The organism is Streptomyces alfalfae (genome assembly GCF_004127445.1).
GTDB lineage: Bacteria > Actinomycetota > Actinomycetes > Streptomycetales > Streptomycetaceae > Streptomyces > Streptomyces alfalfae.
Genome location: NZ_QEXM01000022.1, coordinates 18,553 through 42,193 on the forward strand (window position 1 = coordinate 18,553; position 23,641 = coordinate 42,193).

Here is a 23,641-nt window from a genome sequence, read left to right on the forward strand (position 1 = left end):
CATGTACGAACTCTTCAAGGACCTCGGCGCCTGGCTGGTCAGCGGCGAGCAGTGGACCGGGCCCGACGGCATCGGTCACCGCCTCGCCGAGCACCTCCAGTACTCGCTGCTCGCCACGCTCGTCGCGGCGGCCATCGCGCTGCCGCTCGGCCTGCTCATCGGCCACACGGGACGCGGCGCCTTCGTCGCGATCAACCTGGCCTCCTTCGGCCGGGCGCTGCCCACCGTCGGCCTCGTCGTGCTCGTCTTCCTGGTGAGCGGCCTGTCCATGTGGCCCGTCTACATCGCGCTCGTCGCGCTCGCCGTCCCCTCCATCGTCACCAACACCTACGCCGGCATGACCGCCGTCGACCGCGACGTGAAGGACGCCGCGCGCGGCCAGGGCATGCGGGCCCACCAGGTCCTCTTCCAGGTGGAGCTGCCGCTCGCGCTGCCGCTGATCATGACCGGGCTCCGGCTCGCCCTGATCCAGGTCGTCGCGACGGCGACCATCGCCGCGTACGTCTCCTTCGGCGGGCTCGGCCGGTACGTCTTCGACGGCCTCGCCCAGCGCGACCTGGTCCAGGTGCTCGGCGGCGCCGTGCTCGTGGCGGTCGTCGCCGTCGTACTCGACCTGGCGCTCTCCGCACTCCAGCGCGCCCTCTTCCGCCACCGTCCGGCCCAGCGGGCCTAGGAGCGATCACCATGAACCGCAGAACCCTCCTCGGCGGACTCCTCGCCACGGCCTCCGTCCCCGCACTCGCCGCGTGCGGCGGCGGCATCACCTCCCTGGACGGCGGCGGCGCCGGCGGCGGCGGCGGCTCCAGCAAGGGCGGCGTCACCATCGGCACCGCCAACTTCACCGAGAACCAGGTGCTCGGGTACCTCTACGCCGCCGCCCTGGAGGCCGAGGGCGTGAAGACGAGCGTGCGCCCCAACCTCGGCACCCGGGAGATCCTCATCCCCGCGCTCAAGGGCGGCGACATCGACCTGCTGCCCGAGTACCAGGGCGCCCTCCTGCACTACCTCGACCCGAAGGCGGAGGCCACCGAGGAGGGAGAGATGCAGAACGCCCTCGCCATGGCCCTGCCGCGCGGCCTGCAGATCCTCCCCTACGGGCGGGCGGAGGACTCCGACGCGTTCGTCGTCACGCGCGACACCGCGAAGGAGTACGGCCTGAAGTCCCTCGCCGACCTGGCGAAGCACGACGGCGAGCTGGTCATCGGCGCCGCCCCCGAGGTGAAGAAGCGCACGGTGGGCGCGGTCGGCCTCAAGGACGTGTACGGAGTGGAGTTCAAGGAGTTCAAGTCCCTGGACTCCTCCGGGCCGCTGGTGAAGGGCGCCCTGCGCAAGGGCGACGTCGACGTGGCGAACCTCTTCACCACCGACACCGACATCGCCGCCGAGCGCTGGGTCGTCCTCACCGACCCCAAGAACCTCATCCCCGGCCAGCACGTCGTGCCGCTCATCGCCGACCGCAAAGCCGACTCCACGGTGCGCAAGGCGCTCGCCCGGCTCGGCGCGCTCTTGACCACGCGGCAGCTCACCGAACTGAACCGCCTGGTGGACAAGGACAAGAAGGACCCGAAGGACGTCGCCGACGACTGGGCGGCGCGGCACGGGCTGACGAGGAAGTAGGCGCCCGGAGGCAGCGCCCAGAGGCAGTACCCGCGGGCGGACGGCCCGAAGAGGCAGCACGACAAGGGGAGTTGATCGGCATGGCAGCCGAAGAGCTGGTGGAGCGGCGCTCCATCGACGTCGTCCCCGACGACGAACGGCACGGCACCGCGTTCAGCCAGTTCACGCTCTGGCTCGGCGCCAACCTTCAGATCACCGCGGTCGTCACGGGCGCACTCGCCGTCGTCTTCGGCGGCGACGTGGTGTGGTCGCTGGTCGGCCTGGTGCTCGGCAACCTCCTGGGCGGCGCGGTCATGGCGCTGCACTCGGCGCAGGGGCCGAAGCTCGGCCTGCCGCAGATGATCCAGTCGCGGGCCCAGTTCGGGGTGAAGGGCGCGGTCGTCCCGCTGCTCCTCGTCATCCTGATGTACGTCGGGTTCTTCGCGTCCGGCAGCGTCCTCGCCGGACAGGCCACGGCGGAGCTGACGCACACCGGCGACACCACCGGCATCGTGCTCTTCGCCGCGGTCACGGCGGTCATGGCGGCGGTCGGCTACCGCGTCATCCACGCGCTCGGCCGGGTGGCGAGCGTGATCTGCGCGGTGGCCTTCGTCTATCTGGGGGTGCGCCTCCTGGACCGCGTGGACCTCCCCGCGCTGTTCGGCGACGCCCACTTCGACCTGCCGATGTTCCTGCTCGCGATGTCGCTCTCGGCGTCCTGGCAGCTCGCCTTCGGCCCCTACGTGGCGGACTACTCGCGCTATCTGCCGCGTACGACGTCGGGGAAGGCCACCTTCTGGTGGACGCTGTCGGGCTCGGCGATCGGCTCGCAGTGGTCGATGACGTTCGGGGTGCTCGTGGCGGCGAGCGCGGGTGACGCCTTCCTGGCCAACCAGGTCGGCTACGTCGTCGGCCTCGGCGGCACCGGCCTGATCGCCTCGTTCCTGTACTTCGTGATCGCGCTCGGCAAGCTGACCATCAACGTGCTCAACACCTACGGCGGCTTCATGTCGATGGTCACGAGCGTCAGCGGCTTCCGCGGCCAGAAGGTCCTGACCCGGCGCGGCAGGGCCGCGTACATCGCGCTGATCATGGTCGCGGGCACGGCGGTGGCGCTGCTCGGCAAGGACAGCTTCCTCGCGTCGTTCAAGGACTTCCTGCTGTTCCTGCTGACCTTCTTCACGCCGTGGTCGGCGATCAACCTGGTCGACTACTACCTGATCTCACGCGAGCGGTACGACATCCCCGCCCTCTTCGACCCGCGCGGCCGCTACGGCTCCTGGCGCCGGGACGCCCTCGCCGTCTACGGCGTCGGGGTCCTCGCCCAGCTGCCGTTCCTCGCCACGCACTTCTACACGGGCCCGCTCGTCGAGCCGCTGGGCGGCGCGGACGTCTCGTGGATCGTGGGCCTCGCGGTGCCCGCGGTGCTGTACTGGGCGCTGGCCCGGCGGAACCCGGCCGTCCCTGGGGGTGGGCCCCGGCCGGAGAGGGGGGTTAGCCCCACCGCGGGCACCGCCCCAGCGCCGTAACGTAAAGCGGTATGGAAGCCCGTGACGCCGAACTCAAGAAGGAACTCGACGCCACTCTGCACGCCCGCAGAGAGCTCGGCGAAGAGTACGACTCCGCTCTGGTGGACTCGTTCCTGGGGAAGGTCGAGCAGCGCCTGGACGGCACGATCGACCGCCGGCTCCGCCGTCACATGGCCGAGCAGCAGATGATCGTCGCCCGCGGGGCCCGCTCGCCGAGCCCGGTGACCGACTCCTGGGGCGACCGCTTCGGCTTCGGCGTGATCTCGCTGATCCTGGCGGTCCCGCTCTCCGCGATCGGCGTGGTCAACGCCGGGATGCCGGGCCTGCTCACCACGTGGGCCGGCATCGTCGGCGTCAACATCGCGCAGGCGGCCCGCGGGGCGGTCTTCGGCGAGCGCCGCAAGGAGCGGGGCTCGGAGTGGGACGACTGAGGACGTCGCGCCGCCCGGCCCCATGAGTGTGCCGCGCCGCCGCACCCGGTGAGGCGGGTGCGGCGGCGCGGGGTTCACCTGGCCGCCCCGGTGCGTTTGGGGACGCCTTCGTCCGTGGCCTGCGCGGGTACCGCCGCGGGGCCGTCGGCCGCGGGCGCGGCGGGGACCTCGTGGTGGAAGCCGTACTTCTGGTGGAAGCGGCGCAGCGGTCCCGGCGCCCACCAGTTGGCCCGGCCCGCGAGCCGCATGAACGCGGGCACGAGCAGACCGCGGATGATCAGCGCGTCCATGACGATCGCGAGCGCCGTGCCGAGGCCGAGGATCTTCACCGGCGTGAAACTGGTGAAGACGAGCGCGACGAAGAAGATCGCCATGAGCCCGGCCGCGGCGGTGATCAGCCGTCCCGTGCTCTGGATGCCGTGGGCCACCGCCAGGGTGTTGTCTCCCGTGCGGTCGTACTCCTCCTTGATCCGGGAGAGCAGGAAGACCTCGTAGTCCATCGAGAGCCCGAAGATCACGCAGAACATCAGGATCGGCATGGTGACGTCGATCTGCCCCGTCACCGTGAAGTCGCCCGCGAGGAACGTGAGATGGCCCTCCTGGAAGATGAAGACCATCGCGCCGAAGGTGGCGGTCAGGCTCAGCAGGTTCATGATGATCGCCTTCGCCGGCACGAGCAGGCTGCCGGTGAAGAGGAAGAGCAGCACGAAGGTGAGCACGGCGATGATCAGCACGGCGTAGGGCAGCGCGTCCCAGAGGCCGTCGAGGGTGTCGGTGTAGGCGGCGGCCATGCCGCCGACCTTGGACTCGGCGCCGTCCGGCGGGGAGACCCCGCGCACGTCGGCCACCATGTCCTGGCCGTCGTCGGAGTACGCCTCGGTGACGCTCTGCAGGGACAGCCAGGTCGCGTCGTCGGCGTCGAAGACGTCCGGGGCGCCGGGCGGGGCGTCGGCGACGCGCTCGCCGTCCTGGAAGACGCCGGCCGAGGAGTCGACCCGCTCGATTCCGTCGACCCGTGACACCTCGGTGGCGTACGCGGTCAGGTCACCGGACGACGGCTTGGCGCCGTCGAGCACGATCTGCAGCCCCTGCCCGGCCAGCGCGGGGAAGTCCTCGCGCAGGGCGTCGCCGACCTGCGCCGCCTCGGCGTCCTTGGAGAGCGAGCGGTCGTCGGGCAGCCCGTACGAGGCGCTGCCGAAGGGCGCCACGATGACGGCGAGGCCGATGAGCACCACGGTGAGCACCGGGACGGGCCTGCGCATCACGAAGGTGGCGAGCCGGTACCAGAAGCCGTCCGAGCGCGGTCCCTCCGGCCGCGGCCGGCCCCGGCGGAACACCGCGAGCAGGTCGTACTTGTCGATGCGGGGGCCGAGCAGGGACAGCAGCGCCGGCAGCACCACCAGCGAGCCGAGCATCGCGAAGATGACGACGCCGATGCCCGCGTAGGCGAACGAGGTCAGGTAGAAGAGCGGGAAGACGAGCAGCGCGCAGAGCGAGAGCAGCACCGTGAGCGAGGAGAAGAAGACGGTGCGGCCCGCGGTGTTCAGCGAGCGGCGCAGCGCCTCTTCCAGGTCGCAGCCCTTGGCGAGTTCCTCGCGGTAGCGGCTGACGATGAAGAGGGAGTAGTCGATGGCCAGGCCGAGGCCGAGCGCGGTGGTGAGGTTGGTGGCGAAGACCGACACCGAGGTGAACTGGGCGATCACCACCAGGGCGGCCAGCGAGCCCACGACCGACACCCCGGCGACCGCGAGCGGGAGCAGCGCGGCGGCCCCCGAGCGGAAGACCAGGATGAGCAGAAGCAAAGTGATCGGGACGGCGATCGACTCGGCGAGGAGGAGGTCCTTCTCGACCTTCTCGTTGGCCTGCCGGTTGAACTCCGCGTAGCCGCCGGACTTCACGGCGAGGCTGCCCTGGTCGCCCGTGACCTCGGGCACGATCTCCTCGGCCGTCTCCGCCTGCTTGTCGTCGTCGCCGACGAGCCGGGCGACGATCAGGGCCTGGTCGCCCTTCTCCGAGACCAGCTCCTCCGGGGGCTGGCCGCCCTGGCCGGCGAAGTAGGAGTCGACGGACTCGACACCGTCCTGAGCGGCGAGTTTCTTGGTGAGCCGCTCACCGTCCCGGCGGGTCTGCGGGTCGTCGAGCGCCTTGTCGGGCGTGACGAGGAGGATGAAGTTGGCGTCGCCCGCGTCGAAGCGGTCCTCAAGGATGTCGGAGGCGGCGGCGGACTCGGAATCCGGGTCGTCGAAACCGCCCGCGGACAGCGAGGTCATCACCGGCCCGGAGACGACGGCGATCAGCAGGAATCCCAGGGCGGACAGGGTGAGCACAAGACGGCGCCGGTGGACTGCCAGCGACGCCAGTCGCGAAAGCATAGGGAAACTCCGTTTGTTTGCGGGAGCGGGGCGGGGGCGAAGAGACGTCGATTCGCCGCGGAATGCCGTCGACAGGCACAGAGATGACGGAGATGGCCGTCCGGGAGCTGCATGTAATAGCCGACCGGAGGCGAGTGTCAAGGCGGTTCGGGGGAATTCACGGCGATTTCCCCGGTCAGAGCGGGGGAGAAAGTTTCGCCGCATTCGGTGGCGCCCCCGCGGACACCGGCCCTCGGCGGGCCGCGCGCGGCCCGGGGCGCCGACGGGCCCGGCAGCCGGGGCCGCCGCGGGCTCGACCGCCCCGACCTGGGGCGATGGGTGAAGGTGACAAACCGGCGACGTGACGATAGGTTGCTCACATGACTAATTTAGTCGATCGGCCAACTTCGCCGCGAGGGCAGCGTCGACGTGATCAGCTGGTCGACGCCGGCGTGGAACTGCTCGCGGAGAGCGGGTGGCCCGGTGTCACCACCCGGTCCGTCGCCGAGCGCGCCAACGCCAACCTCGGTCTGATCCACTACTACTGGGGCGGCCTGCCCAACCTGAAGATCGCCATCGCCCGCCGGGTCGGCGCGGAGGTCTTCGACCCGGTGACCCTGGCGCTCAGCAGCACCACGACGGTCGAACAGGCCCACGCCCGACTGATCGAGCTGCTCGCCGCCCCGCACGACAGCAGGACCGCCCGGCTCACCGTGGAGGTCATCGCGGGCGCGGCCCGCGAACCGCTGCTCGGCGAGGCGCTCCGCGAGGCGCTCACCGAGACCAGGGCCAAGCTGCGCGCCTGGATCAAGCGGGTGCACCCCTCCGCGCCCGACGGCAGCGAGACGGTGCTGATCGCCCTGCTCGACGGCATGCTGCTGCACCGGATGCTCGACCCGGACCTCGACAACGGCGAGGCGCTCTCGGCGCTCTCCCAGTTCCTGCCGGGCGGCCCGCCCTCCGGCGCCACGGGGGAAGCCTCCCCCTGACCGCGCAGTCTCGGCGGCCCGGACACCCCCGGCCGGGTCGCCGATCTCCTCCGTACGTTCCCCCTGCCCCGCCAGGAAGGATGCACAGTGGAAGCGGCCAAGACGAGTTGGGCCTTCGGCGCCGGAGCGACGCGCGCGGAGAAGGGACTCGCCTACGCGGTCTCGGTCTTCGGCATCGGCGCGCTGCTCGTCGGAGGCCACGGCCTCGGCTGGACCTGGTGGCAGTGGCTCATCGGCATCCTGCTCGTACACGACCTGGCCGGCGGTGTCGTCGCCAACGGCCTGGACACCGCCAAGTGCTTCTACCACTCCCCCCTCACCTACACCGACTCGGCGTTCGCCCACTTCGTCCACCACCCGGTGGGCTTCACCGCCGCCCACTTCCAGCCGGTGCTCATCGCCCTGGTGATACCGGGCGGCACCTGGTGGTGGGGGCTGCTCTGGTACGCGTGGGCGCTGGCCGGCGCGGTCGCCGTCGACCGGTCCGCCGAGCGCCTGAAGCGGCCGATCGCCCTCGGCGTCGTGGTCGCCGGGATCATGGTGGCGCCCTATGTCGAGGCGCCTCCCGGGCTCGACTGGCTGCCGGCCGTCCTGCTCCTGAAGCTGGTCCTCGCCCACGGCGTGCCGGAACGCCTCGGCCGGCCCGTCCAGTCCTACGACCGGGCCGGCGACAGGAGCGGCGACCGGGCCGACGAGTGAGAATACGGAATGCCATGTTCGGAAGCGGAAGTTCCTGTTTTTCAGGACCGAGACGCCGGGAACGTCCGGTCCGCGAGGGCCGGTCAATTGGCCGTGGATTGCCGGTGATCAGGGCTTCGACGATCGTTCATAAATCAACTTGAGCGACCGGAGTAATCCAGGCCCCTCGGGGCATATGGCCACTGGATTCAGCCATCAGTCCGTGTTTTAATACGAGTTCCAACCAATTCGCGAATGCGCGTGCGTGTTCCTCTCGGTAACACGCACGCGACCATTGTCGCGGGCACGCACAAGCGGCGTCCGTGTTCGCCGCACGGCGACCGGACGCTATACGAACATTCATTCACTTCACGGGGCAGCACCTGGTCAAAGCTTTTTCAACGGGGGCCGCCGACACCTGTTTCCTTCACCCCCAGACAGGCCGTCGGTCGGACGGGCGACCCCACAGAACGCCCAGCAGAGCACGGCAATTTCGAGCAGACGGGGAACGGAATGCTGATCGAAGTTTTGGGACCGATGCGCGTCACCCACGAGGGGACCGAGATAGAGATACCGGGCGCGAAGCCCAGAACCATCATCGCCAGTCTCGCCCTGCACCCGGGCGAGGTCATCTCCTCGGCCGATCTCCTCGACGAGCTGTGGGGCGACAATCCGCCGCGCTCGGCGGGCAACTCACTCCAGGGCCACGTCGCCAGGCTGCGCCGCTCCCTCGCGGAGCAGACCGGCAGCACCCGCGCCCGCGACCTGCTGCGCACCTCCGGTTCGGGCTATCTGCTCGACGTCGACGCCGACGACGTGGACGCGCTGCGGTTCACCCGGATCGTGCAGCAGGTGGGCAGCCACACCCTCCACGAGGACCCCGAGCGGGCGATCACCCTGCTCAACGACGCGCTGCGGCTGTGGCGCGGTCCCGCGCTCGCCGACACCGGCCAGGGCATCAGCTGCCAGACGGCCTGCGCGCATCTCAACGAGACCAAGCTGATGGCCAAGGACCTGCTGATCGAGGCGCAGCTCGCCCTCGGCCTGCACCGCGAAGTCGTCCCGCAGCTCAAGCAGTTGCTCACCCGCCACCCCCTGCGGGAACGCTTCTGCGAGCAGCTGATGCTGGCCCTCTACCGCTCCGGCCGGCAGGCGGACGCCATCAACGTCTACTACCGGGTCCGCGAGCACCTCAGCAACGACCTCGGTCTCGAACCGGGGCCCGGCATGCGCAGCAGACTCGCGGAGATCCTCAAACAGGAACCGAGCCTGATCCTCGCCGGGCGCTGACGCCTCGCGGGGGCTCCCCTGCCGCCGAACAGTCACCCTCCGCCCGGCAGCGCCGGTCCCGCGGCGCGCGCACCACCCCCGATCCCTCGGGCGTTCCCTCGGGTTAGTCACCTGACTAACCATAGTGGGGGCGTCCCTCTCTGTCACCCCTCGAAACCGGCCGTGACGCCTCATCCGGTGATATCCGGACAGGCGACGGCCGGTTATTCGGCGTGCGTTCCTCCCGGAAAAAAACCGCTTCAGTCAGGTTTCAGTGCATTCTCAGGAAGCCCTGGAAAGGTCTTGTACGCATCCCTTCCACAGACTCGACTCGCTCGATGTCCGCAGACGAAATGGAGTCAGTGTGGGCACTGGTCAGCTGTCCCGTTCGATCCCCCATCAGGACCTGCGCACTTACTACTCCTACGTGAACGGCGAGCGGAGAGAGAGCGGTGAGTGGGTCTACGTGGTGGACTCCAACGCCCTGCTCGACGACGTATTCGCCACTCTCCGCCTCAAGCGCCGCCTGGAGCAGGGGCGGCCGGAAGACACCCCCGGCGAGCTTCCGGACACGGTGGTGGGCCGGGTCGCCAAGGCCGACAGGGACACCGTCGAACTGGCGGTGAAGGCCGCCGCGTCGGCGGCGCCCGAGTGGGGCGCGGTGCCGCTCGACACGCGCGTCGACCGCTTCGCCGAGCTGCTGCACCGGCGGATCTCCGAGAACGCCGAGCAGATAGCCGCCGTCCTGGTCGCCGAGGGGCACCCGCTGCCACTGGCCCGCTGGCAGGTCTCCGGGATGCTGGAGATCTTCGGTCCGCGGTCCGCCGCGTTCTACCGCTCGCAGATGCTCCAGGAGTTCCGGCACGGCGAGCGCCGCCTCCAGGTGCGCCGCAGGCCGGACGGCGTGGTCTGCCTGAACCCGCCGCAGAACGCCCCGCTGTCCAGCGCGATGCTGGGCGCCACCTCGATCATGGCGGGCAACGCGCTCGTCGTCCGCGCGCCCCGCAGCGGCCCCCTCGGCGTCATGTACGTCCTCCAGGAGATCGTCGCGCCCGTCCTCGACGAACTCGGCGCCCCCGGCGGCGTGCTCAACGCCGTCTGCGGCGATCCGGCGCCGATGCTCTCCGTCTGGCTGGACAGCCCCGAGGTCGACGACATCATCTACTTCGGCAGCAGCGAGAACGGCGTCCGCTTCGAGCAGCGCTGCGTCGCCGCCGGCAAGAAGCCGATCCTGGAACTCGCCGGCAACGACGTCGTGACGGTCTGGAAGGACGCCGACGTCGAACTGGCCGCCGAGGCGCTGACCGAGAGCTTCTACGGCTCGGGCCAGCTCTGCATGATCCCCAACCAGGTCGTCGTCCACCCGGACGTCGCCGACCGCCTCACCGAGGAACTGGTGCGGCGCGTACGGGAGATCCGCCCCGGCCGGCCGCAGGACCCCGAGGTGCTGCTCACCCCCGTCCTGCGCAACGAGAAGTTCTTCACCTGCCTGGAGCAGGCGCTGGACAACGGCGCCGAACTCCTCACGGGCGGCCACGCGATGCAGCTCGACGGCACCCGCGACCCGCACGGCATCTTCCTGGAGCCGACGGTCCTGCTCGTCCGGGGCCTCGCGCACGCCAGGGAGCTCGACGCCGTGCGCCACGAGACGTTCTTCCCGCTCCTGCCGGTCGTCGTCGCCGAACCCGCCGACGACGAGACCCTGCTCGACCGCTTCGTCTCCTTCGTGGAGAGCAACGACTACGGGCTGCGGAACTCCCTGTGGGCGCGGGACGAACGGGTCGTCACCCACTTCACCGACCGCGTCACCGGGGGCGGCCTGCTCAAGGTCAACGACTCGCACATCGGCTTCCTGCCCTGCCTGCCCACCCACGGCGGCACCGGCCTGACCGGCGGCGTCTTCGGCGAGGCCAACTACCCGATCCTACGCACCTCGCACGTCCAGGGCGTCAGCTTCAGCGAAGGGTCACGGCCCCGCGAGGCGGTCTTCGGCGCCTGGCGTGAGCTGTTCGGCTGACGTGTCCGGCGGACACCTGCCCCAGCTGTTCGCCGCGACCCTCCAGACGGCCCTGCGGGACATCCGCCACAACCTGCCCTTCCGCGCGACCACCGAGGGAACCATGACCACAGTCGAAACACCGGGCGCGGCCGTCGAGGCCACCGACGCGGACACCCTGATCGAGCTCTACCGGACGCGGATGAACAAGGGCCGCGCCACGCTCGGCGAACTCTTCGGCCGTCACGTCGAGCTTGCGTCGGAGGGCGCCTGGGTCACCGGCGAGGACGACCGCCGGTTCCTCAACTGCGGCGGCTACGGCGTCTTCATCACCGGCGCCCGGCACCCGGCCGTCCTCGCCCGCGTCACCGAGCAGCTCGGCCGCCACCCCGTCGCCACCCGCCTCTTCCTCGAACCGCAGGCCGCCTACGCCGCGGACGCCCTCGTCGACTTCGCCCCGCCCGGCCTGGAACGGGTGCACTTCGCCAACAGCGGCGCCGAGGCCGTGGAAGCCGCGGTCAAGGTCGCCCGCACCCAGGGCCGCACCCGACTCGTGGCCACCGAGGGCGGCTACCACGGCAAGACCATGGGCGCGCTCAGCCTCACCGGCAAGGACACCTTCCAGGACCCCTTCCGGCCGCTCCTGCCGGGCGTCGACCACGTCCCCTACGGCGACGCCGCGGCGATCGAGCGGCTGCTGGCGACCATGCCGGGCGAGGCGTGCGTGGTGATCGAGCCGGTCCAGGGCGAGGCCGGGGTGATCATCCCGCCGGAGGGCTACCTGCGCGAGGTGCGCCGCGCCTGCGACGCCCATGGCGCGCTGCTCGTCCTCGACGAGATCCAGACCGGCCTCGGCCGCCTGGGCGCCTGGTGGGGCGCCGACCTGGCGGGCGTCGTCCCCGACATCCTGCTCACCGGCAAGGCGCTCGGCGGCGGCGTCATGCCCGTCTCCGCGCTGGTCGCCACGCCCGAGGTGTTCTCCGTCTTCGACAAGGACCCCTACCTGCACACCTCCACCTTCTCCGGCTCGCCGCTCGCCATGGCCGCGGTGCGCGGGGCGCTGGAGGCCATCGAGGACGACGGCCTGGTCGACCGGGCCCGGGTGCTCGGCGCCCAGCTCCTCACCGAGCTGCGCGCCATCGCCGAACGCCACTTCGGCGCCGCGGTGCGCGAGGTGCGCGGCCAGGGGCTGCTCATCGGCGTGGAGTTCACCGAACCCGGCCTCGCCGGCGAGCTGCTGATCGAACTGCTCGAACAGGGCGTCATCGCCAACCACTCGCTCAACTCGCACATGGTGCTGCGCTTCACTCCCCCGGCCGTGCTCACGCCCTCCGACGTCGCCTTCCTCTGCGAGGCGTTCGACCGGGCGTGCCGCGCGCAGGCGGCGCAGTACCTCCCTTCCACACCGACTCACTAGGCGGCAGAACCCATGCGTAGCGTGCAGCTTGTGATCGACCTGCCCGGCAGCGAACCCGGCGCCGTGTTCACCGCGGTCCGCGAGTTCGGCCGGTTCCCCGACCTGGCGCCCGCGGTGCGCTCGGTCGAGCCGCACGAGGGCGGCAGCGACTGGGAGGTCTACTTCCGCAACGGAATCCTCCGCTGGACGGAGACCGACCGGGCCGACGAGGAGGCCCGCACCATCGACTTCGCACAGACCGACGGGGACTTCGAGTCCTTCTCCGGCCGGTGGCACGTCCTGGCGAACGACGAGGGCGCCCGGCTCGACTTCACCACCGACTTCGACTTCGGCATCCCCAGCCTGACCGGCATCCTCGACCCGGTCGCCGAGCGGGTCATCAAGGAGACCATCGGCCTGATCGTCCTCGGCCTCTTCCCGGACGCCGAGGTCGTCGGCGACAGCCGGCTCGCCGGCCGGCTGGCCTCGCTCGCCGGGCCCGCGCCCGCGGGCGCGGCCTGACCGCGGGGACGGCGGCGATGGTTCGGACCTCGGTCGTCGCCGGTCTGGGCGCCTGGCTGCCCGCGGGGGTCGTCACCAACGACGACCTCGGCAGGGAGCTGGACACCACCGACGACTGGATACGCAGCAGGACCGGCATCGGACGGCGGCACATCGCCGAACCCGGTGTCGCCACCTCCGACATGGCCGTCGAGGCGGGCGGGCGGGCGCTGAAGTCCGCCGGTGTGGCACGGGCGGACGCGGTGGTGCTCGCCACCACCACCCCCGACCGGCTCTGCCCGGCCACCGCGCCCCTGGTCGCCGCCCGGCTCAGCCTCGGCCCCGTGCCCGCCTTCGACGTCTCCGCGGTGTGCACCGGTTTCCTGTACGCGCTGGCCACCGCCCGCGGTCTCATCGCGGCGGGCACGGCCGACCGCGTCCTGGTGATCGGGGCGGACACCTACTCCAGCATCCTCGACCCCGGCGACCGGTCGGCCCGCGCCATCTTCGGCGACGGGGCGGGCGCGGTGCTGCTGCGCCCCGGCGAGCCCGACGAGCCGGGCGCGCTCGGGCCCGTGCTGCTCGCCAGCGACGGCTCGGGCGAGGAGCTGATCTCGGTGCGCTCCGGCGGGTCGCGGGAGCCGTTCCGCCGGGAGACCGCCGCCGACGCCGACCCGTACTTCCGGATGAACGGCAAGGCCGTCTTCCGCGGCGCGGTGGAGCGGATGTCGCAGAGCTCCCGGCAGGTCGCCGAGGAGTCGGGGTGGACGGCCGACTCCATCGACCGGCTCGTCGCGCACCAGGCCAACCTCCGCATCCTCCACGCGGTCGCCGACCGGCTCGGGCTGCCGCGCGAGCGCTGCCCCGTCCACCTGGACCGGGTCGGCAACACGGCCGCCGCCTCCCTGCCGCTCGCGCTCGCCGACGCGGTGGCCGCGCGACGGCTGCTGCCCGGCCACCGGACCGTGCTGACCGCCTTCGGCGGCGGGCTCACCTGGGGCGCGACCGCCCTGACCTGGCCCGACGTACAACCTGCCTGACGCAAGAACCCACCCACCCTTACGGAGAACCCCATGAGTGACGTCTACGCACGCTTCGTCGACCTCTTGGTGACGGGCTTCGGCGCCGAGGCCGGCGAAGTCTCCGAGAGCACCACCTTCATGGACCTGGAGCTGGACTCCCTCGCCCTGGTCGAGCTGACGATGGCCGCCCAGCAGGAGTTCGGCGTGCCGATCGGCGACGACGAACTGCGTGCCGAGGACACGATGGCGCACGTCGCCAAGGTCATCGAGGCCAAGCTGGTGGAGGTCTGATGGCGGCCGGTGAGGGCCGCTTCGACGCCGCCATCACCGGCCTGGGGATGGTGACGCCCGCCGGCAACGGAGCCTCACCCACCTGGGAGCGGCTCTGTGCCGCCGAGGCCACCTGCGCCGGTCCCGTGGCCGCGCTGGAGGGCGGCGAGGTCGCGTTCGGCGCGCGGGTGCCGGACTTCGACCCGGTGGCGGCCATCGGGCGCCGCAAGGCGTGGCGGCTCGACCGGCACAACCAGCTCGCGCTGGCCGCCGCCGCGGAGGCGCTGGCCGACTCCGGGCTCGACCCCGCCACGTGGGACGGGGCGCGGGTCGGTGTGGTGCTCGGGGTCGGGCTCGGCGGCGCGGCCACCTGGGAGACCCAGCACCGCAAGCTCCTCGAACACGGCCCGGAGAGCATCTCGCCGATGCTGATCCCCATGCTGGTCTGCAACATGTCGGCGGGGCACATCGCCATGGAGTACGGGGCGATGGGCCCCAACCTCGTCACGGCGACGGCCTGTTCCTCGGGGACCACCGCCATCGGCACCGCCCGTGACCTGCTCCGCAGCGGGGCCTGCGACGTGGTGGTCACCGGCGGCACGGAGGCGTGCGTGGTGCCCTCCATCGCCGGCGGGTTCGCGAGGATGGGGGCGCTGTCCCGGCACTCCGCCGACCCGGCGGTCGCCTCCCGGCCGTTCGACGTCCACCGGGACGGCTTCGTCCTCGCCGAGGGCTCGGCCGTGCTCGTCCTGGAGCGCCCCGAGGACGCCCGGGCCCGCGGGGCCCGTGTGCGGGCCCTGGTGAGCGGTTACGGGGCGTCGGCCGACGCGCACAACCCGACGGCGCCCGACCCCGAGGGCAGGGGCGCGGAGCTCGCGGTGCGCGCGGCGCTGCGCGACGCCGGGGTGGCGCCGCAGGAGGTCGCCCACGTCAACGCCCACGGCACCTCCACGCCGCTGAACGACGCGGCGGAGGCCAGGCTGATCCGCCGGGTCTTCCCGCACCAGCCGCCGGTGACGTCGGTCAAGGGCGTGCTCGGGCACACGCTGGGCGCGGCCGGGGCGATCGAGGCGGCGGCGGCCGCGCTGTCCCTTGAGCACTCCTTCGTGCCGCCGACGGCGAACCTGGAGAGCCAGGACCCGGAGATCGACCTGGACGTCGTACGCAAGGAGGGCCGCGAGGGCCCGCTGTCCACCGTGGTCAGCAACTCCTTCGGGTTCGGCGGGCAGAACGCGGTGCTGCTCCTGAGCAAGGCCTGACGGCGGGGAGGGAACACGGAGGGGCCCCGGCCGCGATCTCGCGGCCGGGGCCCCTCCGTGCGGTGCGCCGGGACCTACCAGGAGGACCGCTGGGAGTAGCCGGAGCCGACGCGCGTCCCCGCGATCTCGTCGACGACGACGGCCATGGTGTCGAAGACCTCCTCCAGGCCGTGGAAGGCGTCCAGTTTCATGTCCCGCGCGAAGGCGTCGCGGTCGTGCACGCCGATGATCTCGAAGTAGTGGAAGGGCGCTTCGGGGTCGGTCGAGGCGCGCTGGACGCTGAACGTGACGACGCTCGGCAACACGGCGCAGGTGGCGTAGTCGACGTCGCGGACCCAGCTCTCGAAGCGCTGCGGGTCGACGCCGGGGCGGAGCTTGATGCGGTGCACGATGTACTCCACGGGTCCTCCGGATGCGGGCGGTACGGGTACGGACTGACGGGTGCGGGCGGCGGGGTCAGCGGGAGGCGCGCCGGCGGTGCGGCGCGCGGCCGAGGCCCATCGCGCGGGCGATGTTGTTCTTCTGGATCTCGTTGGTGCCGGAGAAGATCCGGGACGGCAGCGCGTCGCGCAGGAACGTCTCCGCCTCGCCGTCGACGATCCCGAGGCCGCCGCGCAGCTGCACGGCGTCGAGGCCGAGCTGCACGGCCGCCTCGCTCACGGCGAGCTTGGCGAGCGCGGGGCCCACCTCGTCGTGGCTGCCCTCGTCGAGGCCGACGGCGGCGCGGAAGAGCATCAGGCGCGCCGACTCGTAGCGCAGGGTCATGTCGACGATGCGGTGGCTGACCGCCTGGAACGAGCCGATGGGCGTCCCGAACTGCTCGCGCTCCTTGACGTAGGCCACGGTGGAGTCGAGGAGGCGCTTCATGGCGCCGAGGTAGGCGGCGAACAGGCAGGTGCGCTCCCAGCGCATCGAGGACGTGAAGACGGCCGCGCCACCGCCCTCGGCGCCGAGGACCTGGTCGGCCGGCACGAACACCCCGTCCAGGTGCACGTCGGCCATCGGTGAGCCGCGCAGCCCCACCTTGTCGTACGGGCGGCCGACGGTGAGGCCGGGCGTCCCCGCCTCCACCAGGAAGGACGTGACGCCGAAGTAGCCGCCGGCGGGGTCGGTGACCGCCTGGACGAGGAAGACGTCGGCGACCGGTGCGTTGGTGGTGAAGCACTTGGCGCCGGTGAGGACGTAGCCGTCGCCGTCGCGGACGGCCCGCGTGCGCAGGCTGAGCGCGTCGGAGCCGGCCTCCGGCTCGGTGATGCCGTGGGCGGCGATCCGCTCTCCGGAGGCGAGCGCGGGCAGCCACCGCTTCTTCTGCTCGGTCGTGCCGAACTCGACGACGGGCATCAGGCAGGCGTAGAGGTGGGCGGCGACGGAGAAGGCGAAGCCGGTGTCGCGGCAGCCCCTGCCGAGCGCCTCCATCAGCGCGGTGGCGGTGACCGCGTCGAGGCCCGAGCCGCCGAACTCGTCGGGCACGCAGGTGCCGGTCACGCCCTGCCGCCCGGCCAGCAGCCAGCGGCGGCGGAAGTCGGCGGCGTCGAACCGCTCCGGCGCCCCGAGCCGCTGCTCGGCGAAGTCCGTGAGCGTCGCGCACATCTCCTCGGTGTCCCGGTCGAAGGTGAAGCTGATCAGCGGGTTCATCGGGGGTGGTCCTCCTCGACCAGCAGGTGGTAGTTGATGCCGCCGGTGCCGAACGAGCTGACCGCCGCCCGGCGCGGGGCGCCGGGAGCGGCGGGCCACGGCCGCGGGCGGGTGCCGATCGCGGCGGGCAGGTCGTCGAGGCCGAGCGCCGGGTTGAGCCGGTCCAGATGGGTGTGGGGCGGCAGCGTCCGGGCGCGCAGGGCGAGCAGGGCGCGCAGCAGTCCCGCGCCGCCCGCGGCGGCGAACGTGTGGCCGACGAAGCCCTTGGCGGAGCCGATCTCCAGCGGCCTCGGGCGGGCGGCGCCGCCGTAGACCCGTCCGGTGGCGGTGATCTCCACGCGGTCGCCGACCTTGGTGCCGGTGCCGTGCGCCTCCAGGTAGTCCACGTCTGCCGGTCCGTGGGCGACCTGGGTGAACGCCTGGCGCATGGCCCTGACCTGGCCGTCGACGTCGGGGGCGATCAGTGACTTGGCATCGTTGGAGGCGCCGGAGCCGGTGAGCAGGGCGACGATCTCGTCGCCGTCCCGCACGGCGTCCGAGCGCCGCTTGAGCAGGAACAGCGCGCAGCCGTCGCCGGGCGTGAAGCCGTCGGCCCCGGCGTCGAAGGGCGTGATGCGGTTGTGCGAGAGCAGCCCGAGGGCGGAGCACAGCACCATGTCCCGCGCGGAGCAGGGCAGTTCGACGCCGCCTGCCAGGGCGTAGTCGACGGTGCCGGAGCGCAGCGCGGTCAGCGCCGTGTCCAGGGCGGCCAGCGAGGACGCGCAGGCCGCCTCCACCGCGAACGGCACGGCGTCGAGGCCGTACGCCCCGGCGATGAGCGCCGCCGTGCCGCTGGCCAGGGCTCCGTCCAGGGTGTCGGCGGTCGGCTCGGCCGGGGGCCCGTACGCCTGCCGGGCGGTGTCGATGAGCCCTTCGACCTCGGCCGTGGAGAGCCCCTTGAGCGCGGTCAGATCGCGTACGGCGTCCTCCAGTTCACCGAGGCTCCGGTCCACGTGGGCGCGGCGGTCGTTGGCCAGGCCGAGGTTCCCGGCGACGGCGAGCATCCCGCGGCCGGTGAGCGGACGCCCGCCGTACCGCCCGAGGACCTCGTCGGCGACGGCCAGGGCCATGCGCTGGGCGGCGTCGAGCGCGGCGTACCGCTCGGGTGGTATGTCCGCGCCGGGCGGCGGGGACTGCGGGACGTCGGCCCAGCCGCCGAGGTCGGTGTAGCTGCGGTTGAGGTTCAGGACGCCCGGGGCGTGGTGGAGTTCGCGGTCGAGGCGGTCGGCGGGGACGGGGCGCAGCCGGTCCTCGCCGCTCAGCATCAGCCGCCAGTAGGCGTCGGCGTCCTCGGCGTCGGCGAAGCGCCCCCCGTAGGCCACCACGGCGACGGGTTCGGGGAGCCGGGCGGCGCGCGGCACGGCCGCGGGCGCGGGCGCCGGGGCGGGCGCGGCCGTGGGCCGGTGCTCCTCCAGGACGAGGTGGCCGAGCGTGCCGGTGAGCGAGGTCCCGCTGACCGCGGCCCTGCGGGGCGTGCCGTCGGCGGGCGCCGCCCAGGGGGCCGCGGGGGCGGTGCCCGCCGCCGTGCGGTGCGCGGGCAGCGTGCGGTGGTGCAGCGCGAGCGCCGCCGTGGTGAGGGCGGCGATGCCCGCGTGGGCGAAGGTGTGCCCGGTCCGGTCGCGGGCGACGCCGATCACCGGTGGCTCGGCGTCGGCCGACTCGGCGGCGAGGGCCGCGAGTTCCGCGCTCTCGGCCTCGCCTGCGGTCCCGGTGCGCTCGACGTAGCGCACGCCGCCCGGCTGCGCGCCGACGGCGCGGTGGGCGGCGCGGAGGAGGTCGCGGTGGCGCTCGACGGAGGTCTCGTGGCGGAAGCGGCCCGGCACGCCGTGGTGCCGGACGCGGCAGTCGGCGATCGTGGCGTAGATCCGGTCGCCGTCCCGCTCGGCGGCGGCGAGCGGCTTGAGCAGCACCGCGCCGACGCCTTCGGCCAGTTCGCCCCGGTCCGCCGGTCCCGGCGGCGGCAGCAGGCCCTTGGCCCGCAGCAGCGAGGTCAGCACCTCGCTCTCGTGCAGCTGTCCGGTGAGGACGAGGGCGCGCTCGGCGAGTCCGGCGCGCAGCGAGCCGAGTGCCTGGGCGAGGGCGACGAACGCGGTGGCGTCGGCCGACTCGACGGCGAGCGTGCGCCCGCGCAGGCCGAAGGCCGAGGCGATCCGGGCCGGGATGGTGCTGGCCATCTCGCCGACCCGGTCGTGCGGGGACGCGCCGAGGGTGCGCTGGAGCAGGCCGCGCAGCTCCTCGGCGGCCTGGCCCGCGTTCTCCACGGCCTCGGGCAGGCCGGTGGCGAGGGCGGCCCGCTCCACCTCGCGGGCGTAGGCGCTGCCCGCGATCCGCAGGGCGTTGGCGTACTGCCGGTCGAGGCCGAAGCAGGTGCCCACGACGACGTCGGTGCGGTCGTCGGCGCCGCCGGACACCGCGCCCGCGTCCCGCAGACACTGCTCGGCGGCCTCCAGCATCAGCGGCTGCAGCCGGGCCATGGACCGCGCCTGCACCGGCGGGATGCCGAAGCGGGCCACGTCGACCGCCGGCTCGTCCGGCGCCCAGCGGGCCGGGGAGCGCGGTCCCCCGGATGCGTCCCTCACGTATTCCCAATAGGCATCTACCCCCATGACCCGAGGAGTGAGCGCGGCGATTCCGACGATCGCCGTACGCTCCTTTCCGATGTTCTCCCACTGATCGCAGGTTGCGTCTTCGGAGTGCATGACAGGCAACTCCACATTCCGTCGTAACGGCAGGATGGCGAAATTCCGTGGAAACTTACCACAGAATTACAAGCCTTTGGCCCTGGCATTGTTTCCAGCCTTCCCGGCCAGGCGGGCCCGGCGAGGAGTCTCCCCAAAGACCATGCTGACCAGCGACAACGCCTGCGCCAGCGGTTTCACATCCGGATCTCAGCAGGATGCAAGTCGCATCTGCGACAGTTGTCCCGGCTCGGCATTCTGCCGAATACAAGTCTAAGGCGGCCATGATTACTGAGCAGTCGATCATCGATTACATTGCGACGGCCTGGCTTGACGGTGACACCGAAGGGCTGGACAGCGAGACACCTCTCACCGAATTGAGCATCATCGACTCCGCCGGGATTTTCGACCTGGTGCATTTCCTGCAGAGCGAATTCCGTATCACGGTGCCGCTGCACGAGGTCGCGCCCGGGAACTTCCAGACGGTCGGCGCCATCGCCGCGCTGGTCGACCGCATCCAGAACGAGAAAGAGGGTGCCCGATGAACGAGCCGGCCCAGACGTCCAAGGACCCCTCGCTCATCCACCGCCAGGTCGTCGAGATCGTGGCGTCCCGCACGCTGTACGACACCGCGCGGCTGCGGCCGGAGAGCGACCTGGAGGGCGAGCTCGGCATCGACTCCGTCGTCCTCGAGTCGATCCTGGTGGCCCTGACCGAGCACTTCGGGCTCCCCCGCGAGCTGGACTCCGCGCCGGAGACCCTGCGCGACCTCGTCGCGGACGTGACGGCGGCGCTCGCCGCGGCCCACGGGCCCGCCGACGGCACGCCGGAACTGCTGGAGACCCTCGTCGGCACGGCCATGCGGCACACCCACTACCAGCGCCATCAGCTGGGCCTCGACGCCGACTTCGAGAGCGAGCTCGGCATCGACTCCGTCGTCCTGACGTCGATCATCGCGGACACCGCGGACGCCGTCGGCATCCCGCAGGACGCGACCGACGGCGTCCAGGCGACCACCCTGCGCAAGCTGCACGCCGAACTCGCGGCGCTCCAGCCGCTGGACGGCGGCGCCGACGGCGCGCCGGCCGCGGACCGGGCGGCGGCGGGCACGGGCGCCGACGACTGGGACAGCCGCTCCATGAAGGACTTCATGGAGGAGCGCGACACCGACCTGTTCGCCAAGGCCCGGTCCTTCCGCGCCTACCGCACCCGCCGCGAGCAGGACAGGCTCTACTGGTACGGGATGCCGCACCGCGCCAGGAGCGGCAGCCGCGCGGTCATGTACGACGACCTGGAGGGCCGGGAGCGCGAGTTCCTGATGTTCGCCTCCAACAACTACCTCGGTCTCGCCGAGCACCCGAAGGTCGTCGAGGCGGTCTGCGACGCCACCCGCGCCTTCGGCGCCACCCACACCGGCTCCCGCATCATCGGCGGCACCAACGAGCTCCACCGCGAGCTGGAGCGCCGCCTCGCCCGCCTCAAGGGCAGGGAGGCGTGCGCGGTCTTCCCCGGCGGCTACTCGGCCAACCTCGGCGTCATCTCCGGCCTGGTCAAGAGCTACGACGCGGCCATCGTCGACCGGCTCAACCACATGAGCATCGTCGACGGCTGCAAGCTCTCCGGCGCCGTCCGCAAGATCTACCGGCACAACGACATGGCCGACCTGGAGCGGGTGCTCCAGCGCTGCCGCGGCGAGGTGATGGGCAGACTCATCGTGGCCGACGGCGTGTTCAGCATGCACGGCGACATCTGCGACCTGCCCGAGATCGTCCGCCTCGCCCGGGAGTACGACGCCCGGGTGCTGATCGACGACGCGCACGCCACGGGCGTCCTCGGCGAGCACGGCACCGGCACCGCCGAGCACTTCGGGCTCAAGGGCCAGGTCGACCTGGAGCTGGGCACGATGAGCAAGGCCCTCGCCGGCATGGGCGGTTTCGTCGTCGGCGACCAGGACGTCATCGACTACCTGCGCTTCTACGCCAACTCCTATGTCTTCGCGGCGAACATCCCGCCCGGCACCGCGGCCGGACTGATCGCCTCCATCGACGTCATGGAGTCCGAGCCGCAGCGGCTCACCCGCCTCTGGGACAACATCCGCACCCTGCGGTCCGCGCTCCTCGACGCCGGTTTCGACCTGGAGCGGTCGGAGAGCGCCATCCTGCCGATCGTCATCGGCGACGAGCGCACCGCGATGGAGATGGGCCGCGCCGTGCGGGCCCGCGGCCTGTTCTGCCAGACCGTGGTCTTCCCCGGCGTGCCGCTGGGCGACGCCCGGCTGCGGATCAGCGTCACCAGCGAGCACACGCCGGCCGACCTCCAGGAGGCGGCCGGGATCTTCGCCGAGGCCGGCCGGGAGACCGGGGTGCTGCCCCGGTCCGAGCGGTGAGGGGGCGGCCGTGAGGAAGGGGGACATCTCCGTGATCCGGCTGCCGCGCGGCCTATCGGACGCCGAACTCGCCCGCACCGCGCTCACCGGCGACGACCCCGTCTCGTACGGGGAGCTGACCCGCCGCGTGGACGCCCTCGCCGGGCGGCTCGGCGAGGTGACCGCGGGGCCGGGCGAACGCGTCGCCGTCTGGCTCGGCAAGGGCACGCGCTATGTGACGGCCGTCCTCGCCGCCCTGGAGGCCGGGTGCGTGTACGTGCCGCTGGACGGCGCCCAGCCCGCGGGCCGGGTGACGACGATCCTCGGCGACTCCGGGCCGACCGTGCTGTTCACCGACCACGGGCGGCTGCGGCAGCTGGCCGGCGCGGAGCTGCCCGCCTCGCTGCGCGCCATCGTCCTGACCGGCCCGGCCGAGGACCCCGGTGAGCCCGTACGGACGCCGGCGACGGTGGCCGTGCACTCCTGGTCCGCGTTCACCGCCGACGCCCCGGACCGGCCCGCGGGCCGCGGCCGGACGCCGGACGACCTGGCCGCCCTGCTCTACACCTCGGGCTCCACCGGGACGCCCAAGGGCGTGAAGATCTCCCACCGCAACCTCGCCAACTTCGTGGGCTGGGCCCTGGAGGAGTTCGAGGTGGGCCCCGACGACGTCTTCGCCAACCACGCCTCGTTCAACTTCGACCTCAGCACCTTCGACCTCTTCGCCGCGCTCGCCGCGCGGGCCACGCTCTGGGTCGTCCCCGACGCCGCGGCCAAGGACGTCTCCGCGCTGGCCGCCGGCATCCGCGGCCACGGCGTCACGGTCTGGTACTCGGTGCCCTCGATCCTGCACCTGCTCACCGCGTCCGGGGCGCTGACCCCGGCGGAGACCCGCTCGCTGCGGTACGTGCTGTTCGCCGGGGAGGTCTTCCCCATCGGCCGATTGCGCGCGCTGCGCGGCGTACTGCCGCCGGACACCGCGCTGTACAACCTCTACGGGCCCACCGAGACCAACGTCTGTACCTACCACCGGGCCACCCCCGCCGACCTGGAGCGCGAGCACCCGCTGCCGATCGGCACCCCGATCAAGGGCGCCCACGTCCGCGTGGAGGACGAGCACGGCGAGGCCGTCGACGCCCCGGGCGACCCCGGCGAACTCGTCGTCAGCGGCGAGTGCGTGACCCCCGGCTACTGGGGCCGCGAGCACGAACCGGCCGCCGCCGACCACCGCTCGGGCCGCCACCGCACCGGCGACCTGGTGACGGTGGAGGAGGGGCGCCTGGTCTACCGGGGCCGCAAGGACCGCATGGTGAAGCTCTCCGGCTACCGCGTCGAGCTGGGCGAGATCGAGGCGGCCGTCCTGCGCCACCCGGCCGTCGCGGACGCCGCGGTGATCACCGCCGAGACCGGCGGCAGGACCGGGATCGCCGTGTACTACGTCCCGCGCGAGGGCGTGAAGCCGCCGAACCTGCTCCAGCTCAAGCAGCACTGCAAGGCGCTCCTGCCGCCGTACATGCTGCCGCACTCCGCGACCCGCCTCGCCCGGCTGCCGCGCAACGCCAACGGCAAGACCGACTACCGCGCGCTCACCGAGGGCGCGGCGGAACCGCCGTCCTGACCACCGCCGCCGGACCGCA

The 23,641-nt window shown here is 72.2% G+C and carries 20 protein-coding genes; 16 read left to right on the top strand and 4 right to left on the bottom strand.

All coding sequences use genetic code 11. The features are described 5' to 3' along the window. The first annotated feature begins 1 nt into the window (after position 1). The 4 genes from DCW30_RS08455 to DCW30_RS08470 all read left to right on the top strand — a co-directional run bounded on the left by DCW30_RS08455 (position 2) and on the right by DCW30_RS08470 (position 3,556). Positions 2-673, top strand: coding sequence for an ABC transporter permease (locus DCW30_RS08455; RefSeq protein WP_076685788.1), 672 nt, complete (start codon positions 2-4; stop codon positions 671-673). Between the two features lie 11 nt (positions 674-684). Further along, a complete protein-coding gene (locus DCW30_RS08460) occupies positions 685-1,617 on the top strand; it encodes an ABC transporter substrate-binding protein (protein ID WP_076685787.1) in 933 nt (310 codons plus the stop codon). A gap of 80 nt (positions 1,618-1,697) precedes the next feature. Next, a complete protein-coding gene (locus DCW30_RS08465) occupies positions 1,698-3,125 on the top strand; it encodes a purine-cytosine permease family protein (RefSeq protein WP_076685786.1) in 1,428 nt (475 codons plus the stop codon). Between the two features lie 11 nt (positions 3,126-3,136). Next, on the top strand, positions 3,137-3,556 hold the full coding sequence (locus tag DCW30_RS08470; protein ID WP_076685785.1) for a hypothetical protein: 420 nt from the start codon (positions 3,137-3,139) through the stop codon (positions 3,554-3,556). A 74-nt stretch (positions 3,557-3,630) separates the two neighbouring features. On the opposite strand, the gene DCW30_RS08475 is transcribed toward DCW30_RS08470, so the two are convergent. Then, entirely contained in the window at positions 3,631-5,928 is a 2,298-nt protein-coding gene (locus tag DCW30_RS08475; RefSeq protein WP_076685784.1) for an MMPL family transporter, read from the bottom strand. Between the two features lie 359 nt (positions 5,929-6,287). On the opposite strand from DCW30_RS08475, the gene DCW30_RS08480 reads away from it, so the two are divergent. From DCW30_RS08480 to DCW30_RS08520, 9 genes are all read left to right on the top strand, one after another. Continuing rightward, positions 6,288-6,896: a TetR/AcrR family transcriptional regulator gene (locus tag DCW30_RS08480; protein ID WP_076685783.1), complete on the top strand. Its 609-nt coding sequence runs from the start codon at positions 6,288-6,290 to the stop codon at positions 6,894-6,896. Between the two features lie 87 nt (positions 6,897-6,983). Then, a complete protein-coding gene (locus DCW30_RS08485; RefSeq protein WP_062774323.1) occupies positions 6,984-7,595 on the top strand; it encodes a hypothetical protein in 612 nt (203 codons plus the stop codon). Positions 7,596-8,087: 492 nt separating this feature from the next. Beyond that, a complete protein-coding gene (locus DCW30_RS08490) occupies positions 8,088-8,864 on the top strand; it encodes an AfsR/SARP family transcriptional regulator (RefSeq protein WP_062774321.1) in 777 nt (258 codons plus the stop codon). Positions 8,865-9,207: 343 nt separating this feature from the next. Then, a complete protein-coding gene (locus tag DCW30_RS08495; RefSeq protein WP_076685782.1) occupies positions 9,208-10,860 on the top strand; it encodes an aldehyde dehydrogenase family protein in 1,653 nt (550 codons plus the stop codon). A gap of 103 nt (positions 10,861-10,963) precedes the next feature. Continuing rightward, positions 10,964-12,256 (top strand): aspartate aminotransferase family protein, encoded by a 1,293-nt coding sequence (locus tag DCW30_RS08500; protein WP_076689236.1) that lies wholly within the window; start codon positions 10,964-10,966, stop codon positions 12,254-12,256. Positions 12,257-12,268: 12 nt separating this feature from the next. Further along, complete coding sequence (locus DCW30_RS08505) at positions 12,269-12,757, top strand: type II toxin-antitoxin system RatA family toxin (RefSeq protein ID WP_076685781.1); 489 nt, start codon at positions 12,269-12,271, stop codon at positions 12,755-12,757. A 17-nt stretch (positions 12,758-12,774) separates the two neighbouring features. Continuing rightward, complete coding sequence (locus tag DCW30_RS08510; protein ID WP_076685780.1) at positions 12,775-13,776, top strand: beta-ketoacyl-ACP synthase III; 1,002 nt, start codon at positions 12,775-12,777, stop codon at positions 13,774-13,776. A 33-nt stretch (positions 13,777-13,809) separates the two neighbouring features. After that, complete coding sequence (locus DCW30_RS08515; protein ID WP_062774314.1) at positions 13,810-14,049, top strand: acyl carrier protein; 240 nt, start codon at positions 13,810-13,812, stop codon at positions 14,047-14,049. Beyond that, entirely contained in the window at positions 14,049-15,287 is a 1,239-nt protein-coding gene (locus DCW30_RS08520; RefSeq protein WP_076685779.1) for a beta-ketoacyl-[acyl-carrier-protein] synthase family protein, read from the top strand. Before DCW30_RS08515 ends, DCW30_RS08520 begins: the two co-directional genes overlap by 1 nt. A 74-nt stretch (positions 15,288-15,361) precedes the next feature. Here the strand turns inward: DCW30_RS08520 and DCW30_RS08525 are convergent, their stop codons facing one another. From DCW30_RS08525 to DCW30_RS08535, 3 genes are read right to left on the bottom strand one after another with little or no spacing between them, the layout of a single operon-like run. Further along, complete coding sequence (locus DCW30_RS08525; protein ID WP_076685778.1) at positions 15,362-15,688, bottom strand: RedY protein; 327 nt, start codon at positions 15,686-15,688, stop codon at positions 15,362-15,364. Positions 15,689-15,743: 55 nt separating this feature from the next. Then, positions 15,744-16,922, bottom strand: coding sequence for an L-prolyl-[peptidyl-carrier protein] dehydrogenase (redW, locus tag DCW30_RS08530; protein WP_076685777.1), 1,179 nt, complete (start codon positions 16,920-16,922; stop codon positions 15,744-15,746). Beyond that, a complete protein-coding gene (locus DCW30_RS08535) occupies positions 16,919-19,660 on the bottom strand; it encodes a polyketide synthase (protein ID WP_076685776.1) in 2,742 nt (913 codons plus the stop codon). The genes redW and DCW30_RS08535 overlap by 4 nt, the downstream gene beginning before the upstream one ends. Before the next feature lie 263 nt (positions 19,661-19,923). Here DCW30_RS08535 and DCW30_RS08540 point away from each other — a divergent pair, with 263 nt between their 5' ends. Genes DCW30_RS08540 through DCW30_RS08550 form a run of 3 tightly spaced genes read left to right on the top strand, consistent with a single transcriptional unit; the run spans position 19,924 to position 23,622 of the window. Then, a complete protein-coding gene (locus tag DCW30_RS08540) occupies positions 19,924-20,184 on the top strand; it encodes an acyl carrier protein (protein ID WP_062774305.1) in 261 nt (86 codons plus the stop codon). Further along, positions 20,181-22,025: an aminotransferase class I/II-fold pyridoxal phosphate-dependent enzyme gene (locus DCW30_RS08545; RefSeq protein WP_076685775.1), complete on the top strand. Its 1,845-nt coding sequence runs from the start codon at positions 20,181-20,183 to the stop codon at positions 22,023-22,025. Before DCW30_RS08540 ends, DCW30_RS08545 begins: the two co-directional genes overlap by 4 nt. A 10-nt stretch (positions 22,026-22,035) precedes the next feature. Further along, positions 22,036-23,622, top strand: a complete 1,587-nt coding sequence (locus DCW30_RS08550) for a D-alanine--poly(phosphoribitol) ligase (RefSeq protein WP_076685774.1) — start codon at positions 22,036-22,038, stop codon at positions 23,620-23,622. The last annotated feature ends 19 nt before the right edge of the window (positions 23,623-23,641 follow it).

Excerpts from the sequence above, each read along its gene's own strand:
- DCW30_RS08455 (WP_076685788.1), top strand. The coding sequence starts at position 2 with ATGTACGAACTCTTCAAGGACCTCGGCGCCTGGCTGGTCAGCGGCGAG.
- DCW30_RS08460 (WP_076685787.1), top strand. The coding sequence starts at position 685 with ATGAACCGCAGAACCCTCCTCGGCGGACTCCTCGCCACGGCCTCCGTC.
- DCW30_RS08465 (WP_076685786.1), top strand. The coding sequence starts at position 1,698 with ATGGCAGCCGAAGAGCTGGTGGAGCGGCGCTCCATCGACGTCGTCCCC.
- DCW30_RS08470 (WP_076685785.1), top strand. The coding sequence starts at position 3,137 with ATGGAAGCCCGTGACGCCGAACTCAAGAAGGAACTCGACGCCACTCTG.
- DCW30_RS08475 (WP_076685784.1), bottom strand. The coding sequence starts at position 5,928 with ATGCTTTCGCGACTGGCGTCGCTGGCAGTCCACCGGCGCCGTCTTGTG.
- DCW30_RS08480 (WP_076685783.1), top strand. The coding sequence starts at position 6,288 with ATGACTAATTTAGTCGATCGGCCAACTTCGCCGCGAGGGCAGCGTCGA.
- DCW30_RS08490 (WP_062774321.1), top strand. The coding sequence starts at position 8,088 with ATGCTGATCGAAGTTTTGGGACCGATGCGCGTCACCCACGAGGGGACC.
- DCW30_RS08500 (WP_076689236.1), top strand. The coding sequence starts at position 10,964 with ATGACCACAGTCGAAACACCGGGCGCGGCCGTCGAGGCCACCGACGCG.
- DCW30_RS08505 (WP_076685781.1), top strand. The coding sequence starts at position 12,269 with ATGCGTAGCGTGCAGCTTGTGATCGACCTGCCCGGCAGCGAACCCGGC.
- DCW30_RS08510 (WP_076685780.1), top strand. The coding sequence starts at position 12,775 with ATGGTTCGGACCTCGGTCGTCGCCGGTCTGGGCGCCTGGCTGCCCGCG.
- DCW30_RS08515 (WP_062774314.1), top strand. The coding sequence starts at position 13,810 with ATGAGTGACGTCTACGCACGCTTCGTCGACCTCTTGGTGACGGGCTTC.
- DCW30_RS08520 (WP_076685779.1), top strand. The coding sequence starts at position 14,049 with ATGGCGGCCGGTGAGGGCCGCTTCGACGCCGCCATCACCGGCCTGGGG.
- redW (WP_076685777.1), bottom strand. The coding sequence starts at position 16,922 with ATGAACCCGCTGATCAGCTTCACCTTCGACCGGGACACCGAGGAGATG.
- DCW30_RS08535 (WP_076685776.1), bottom strand. The coding sequence starts at position 19,660 with ATGCACTCCGAAGACGCAACCTGCGATCAGTGGGAGAACATCGGAAAG.
- DCW30_RS08540 (WP_062774305.1), top strand. The coding sequence starts at position 19,924 with ATGATTACTGAGCAGTCGATCATCGATTACATTGCGACGGCCTGGCTT.
- DCW30_RS08545 (WP_076685775.1), top strand. The coding sequence starts at position 20,181 with ATGAACGAGCCGGCCCAGACGTCCAAGGACCCCTCGCTCATCCACCGC.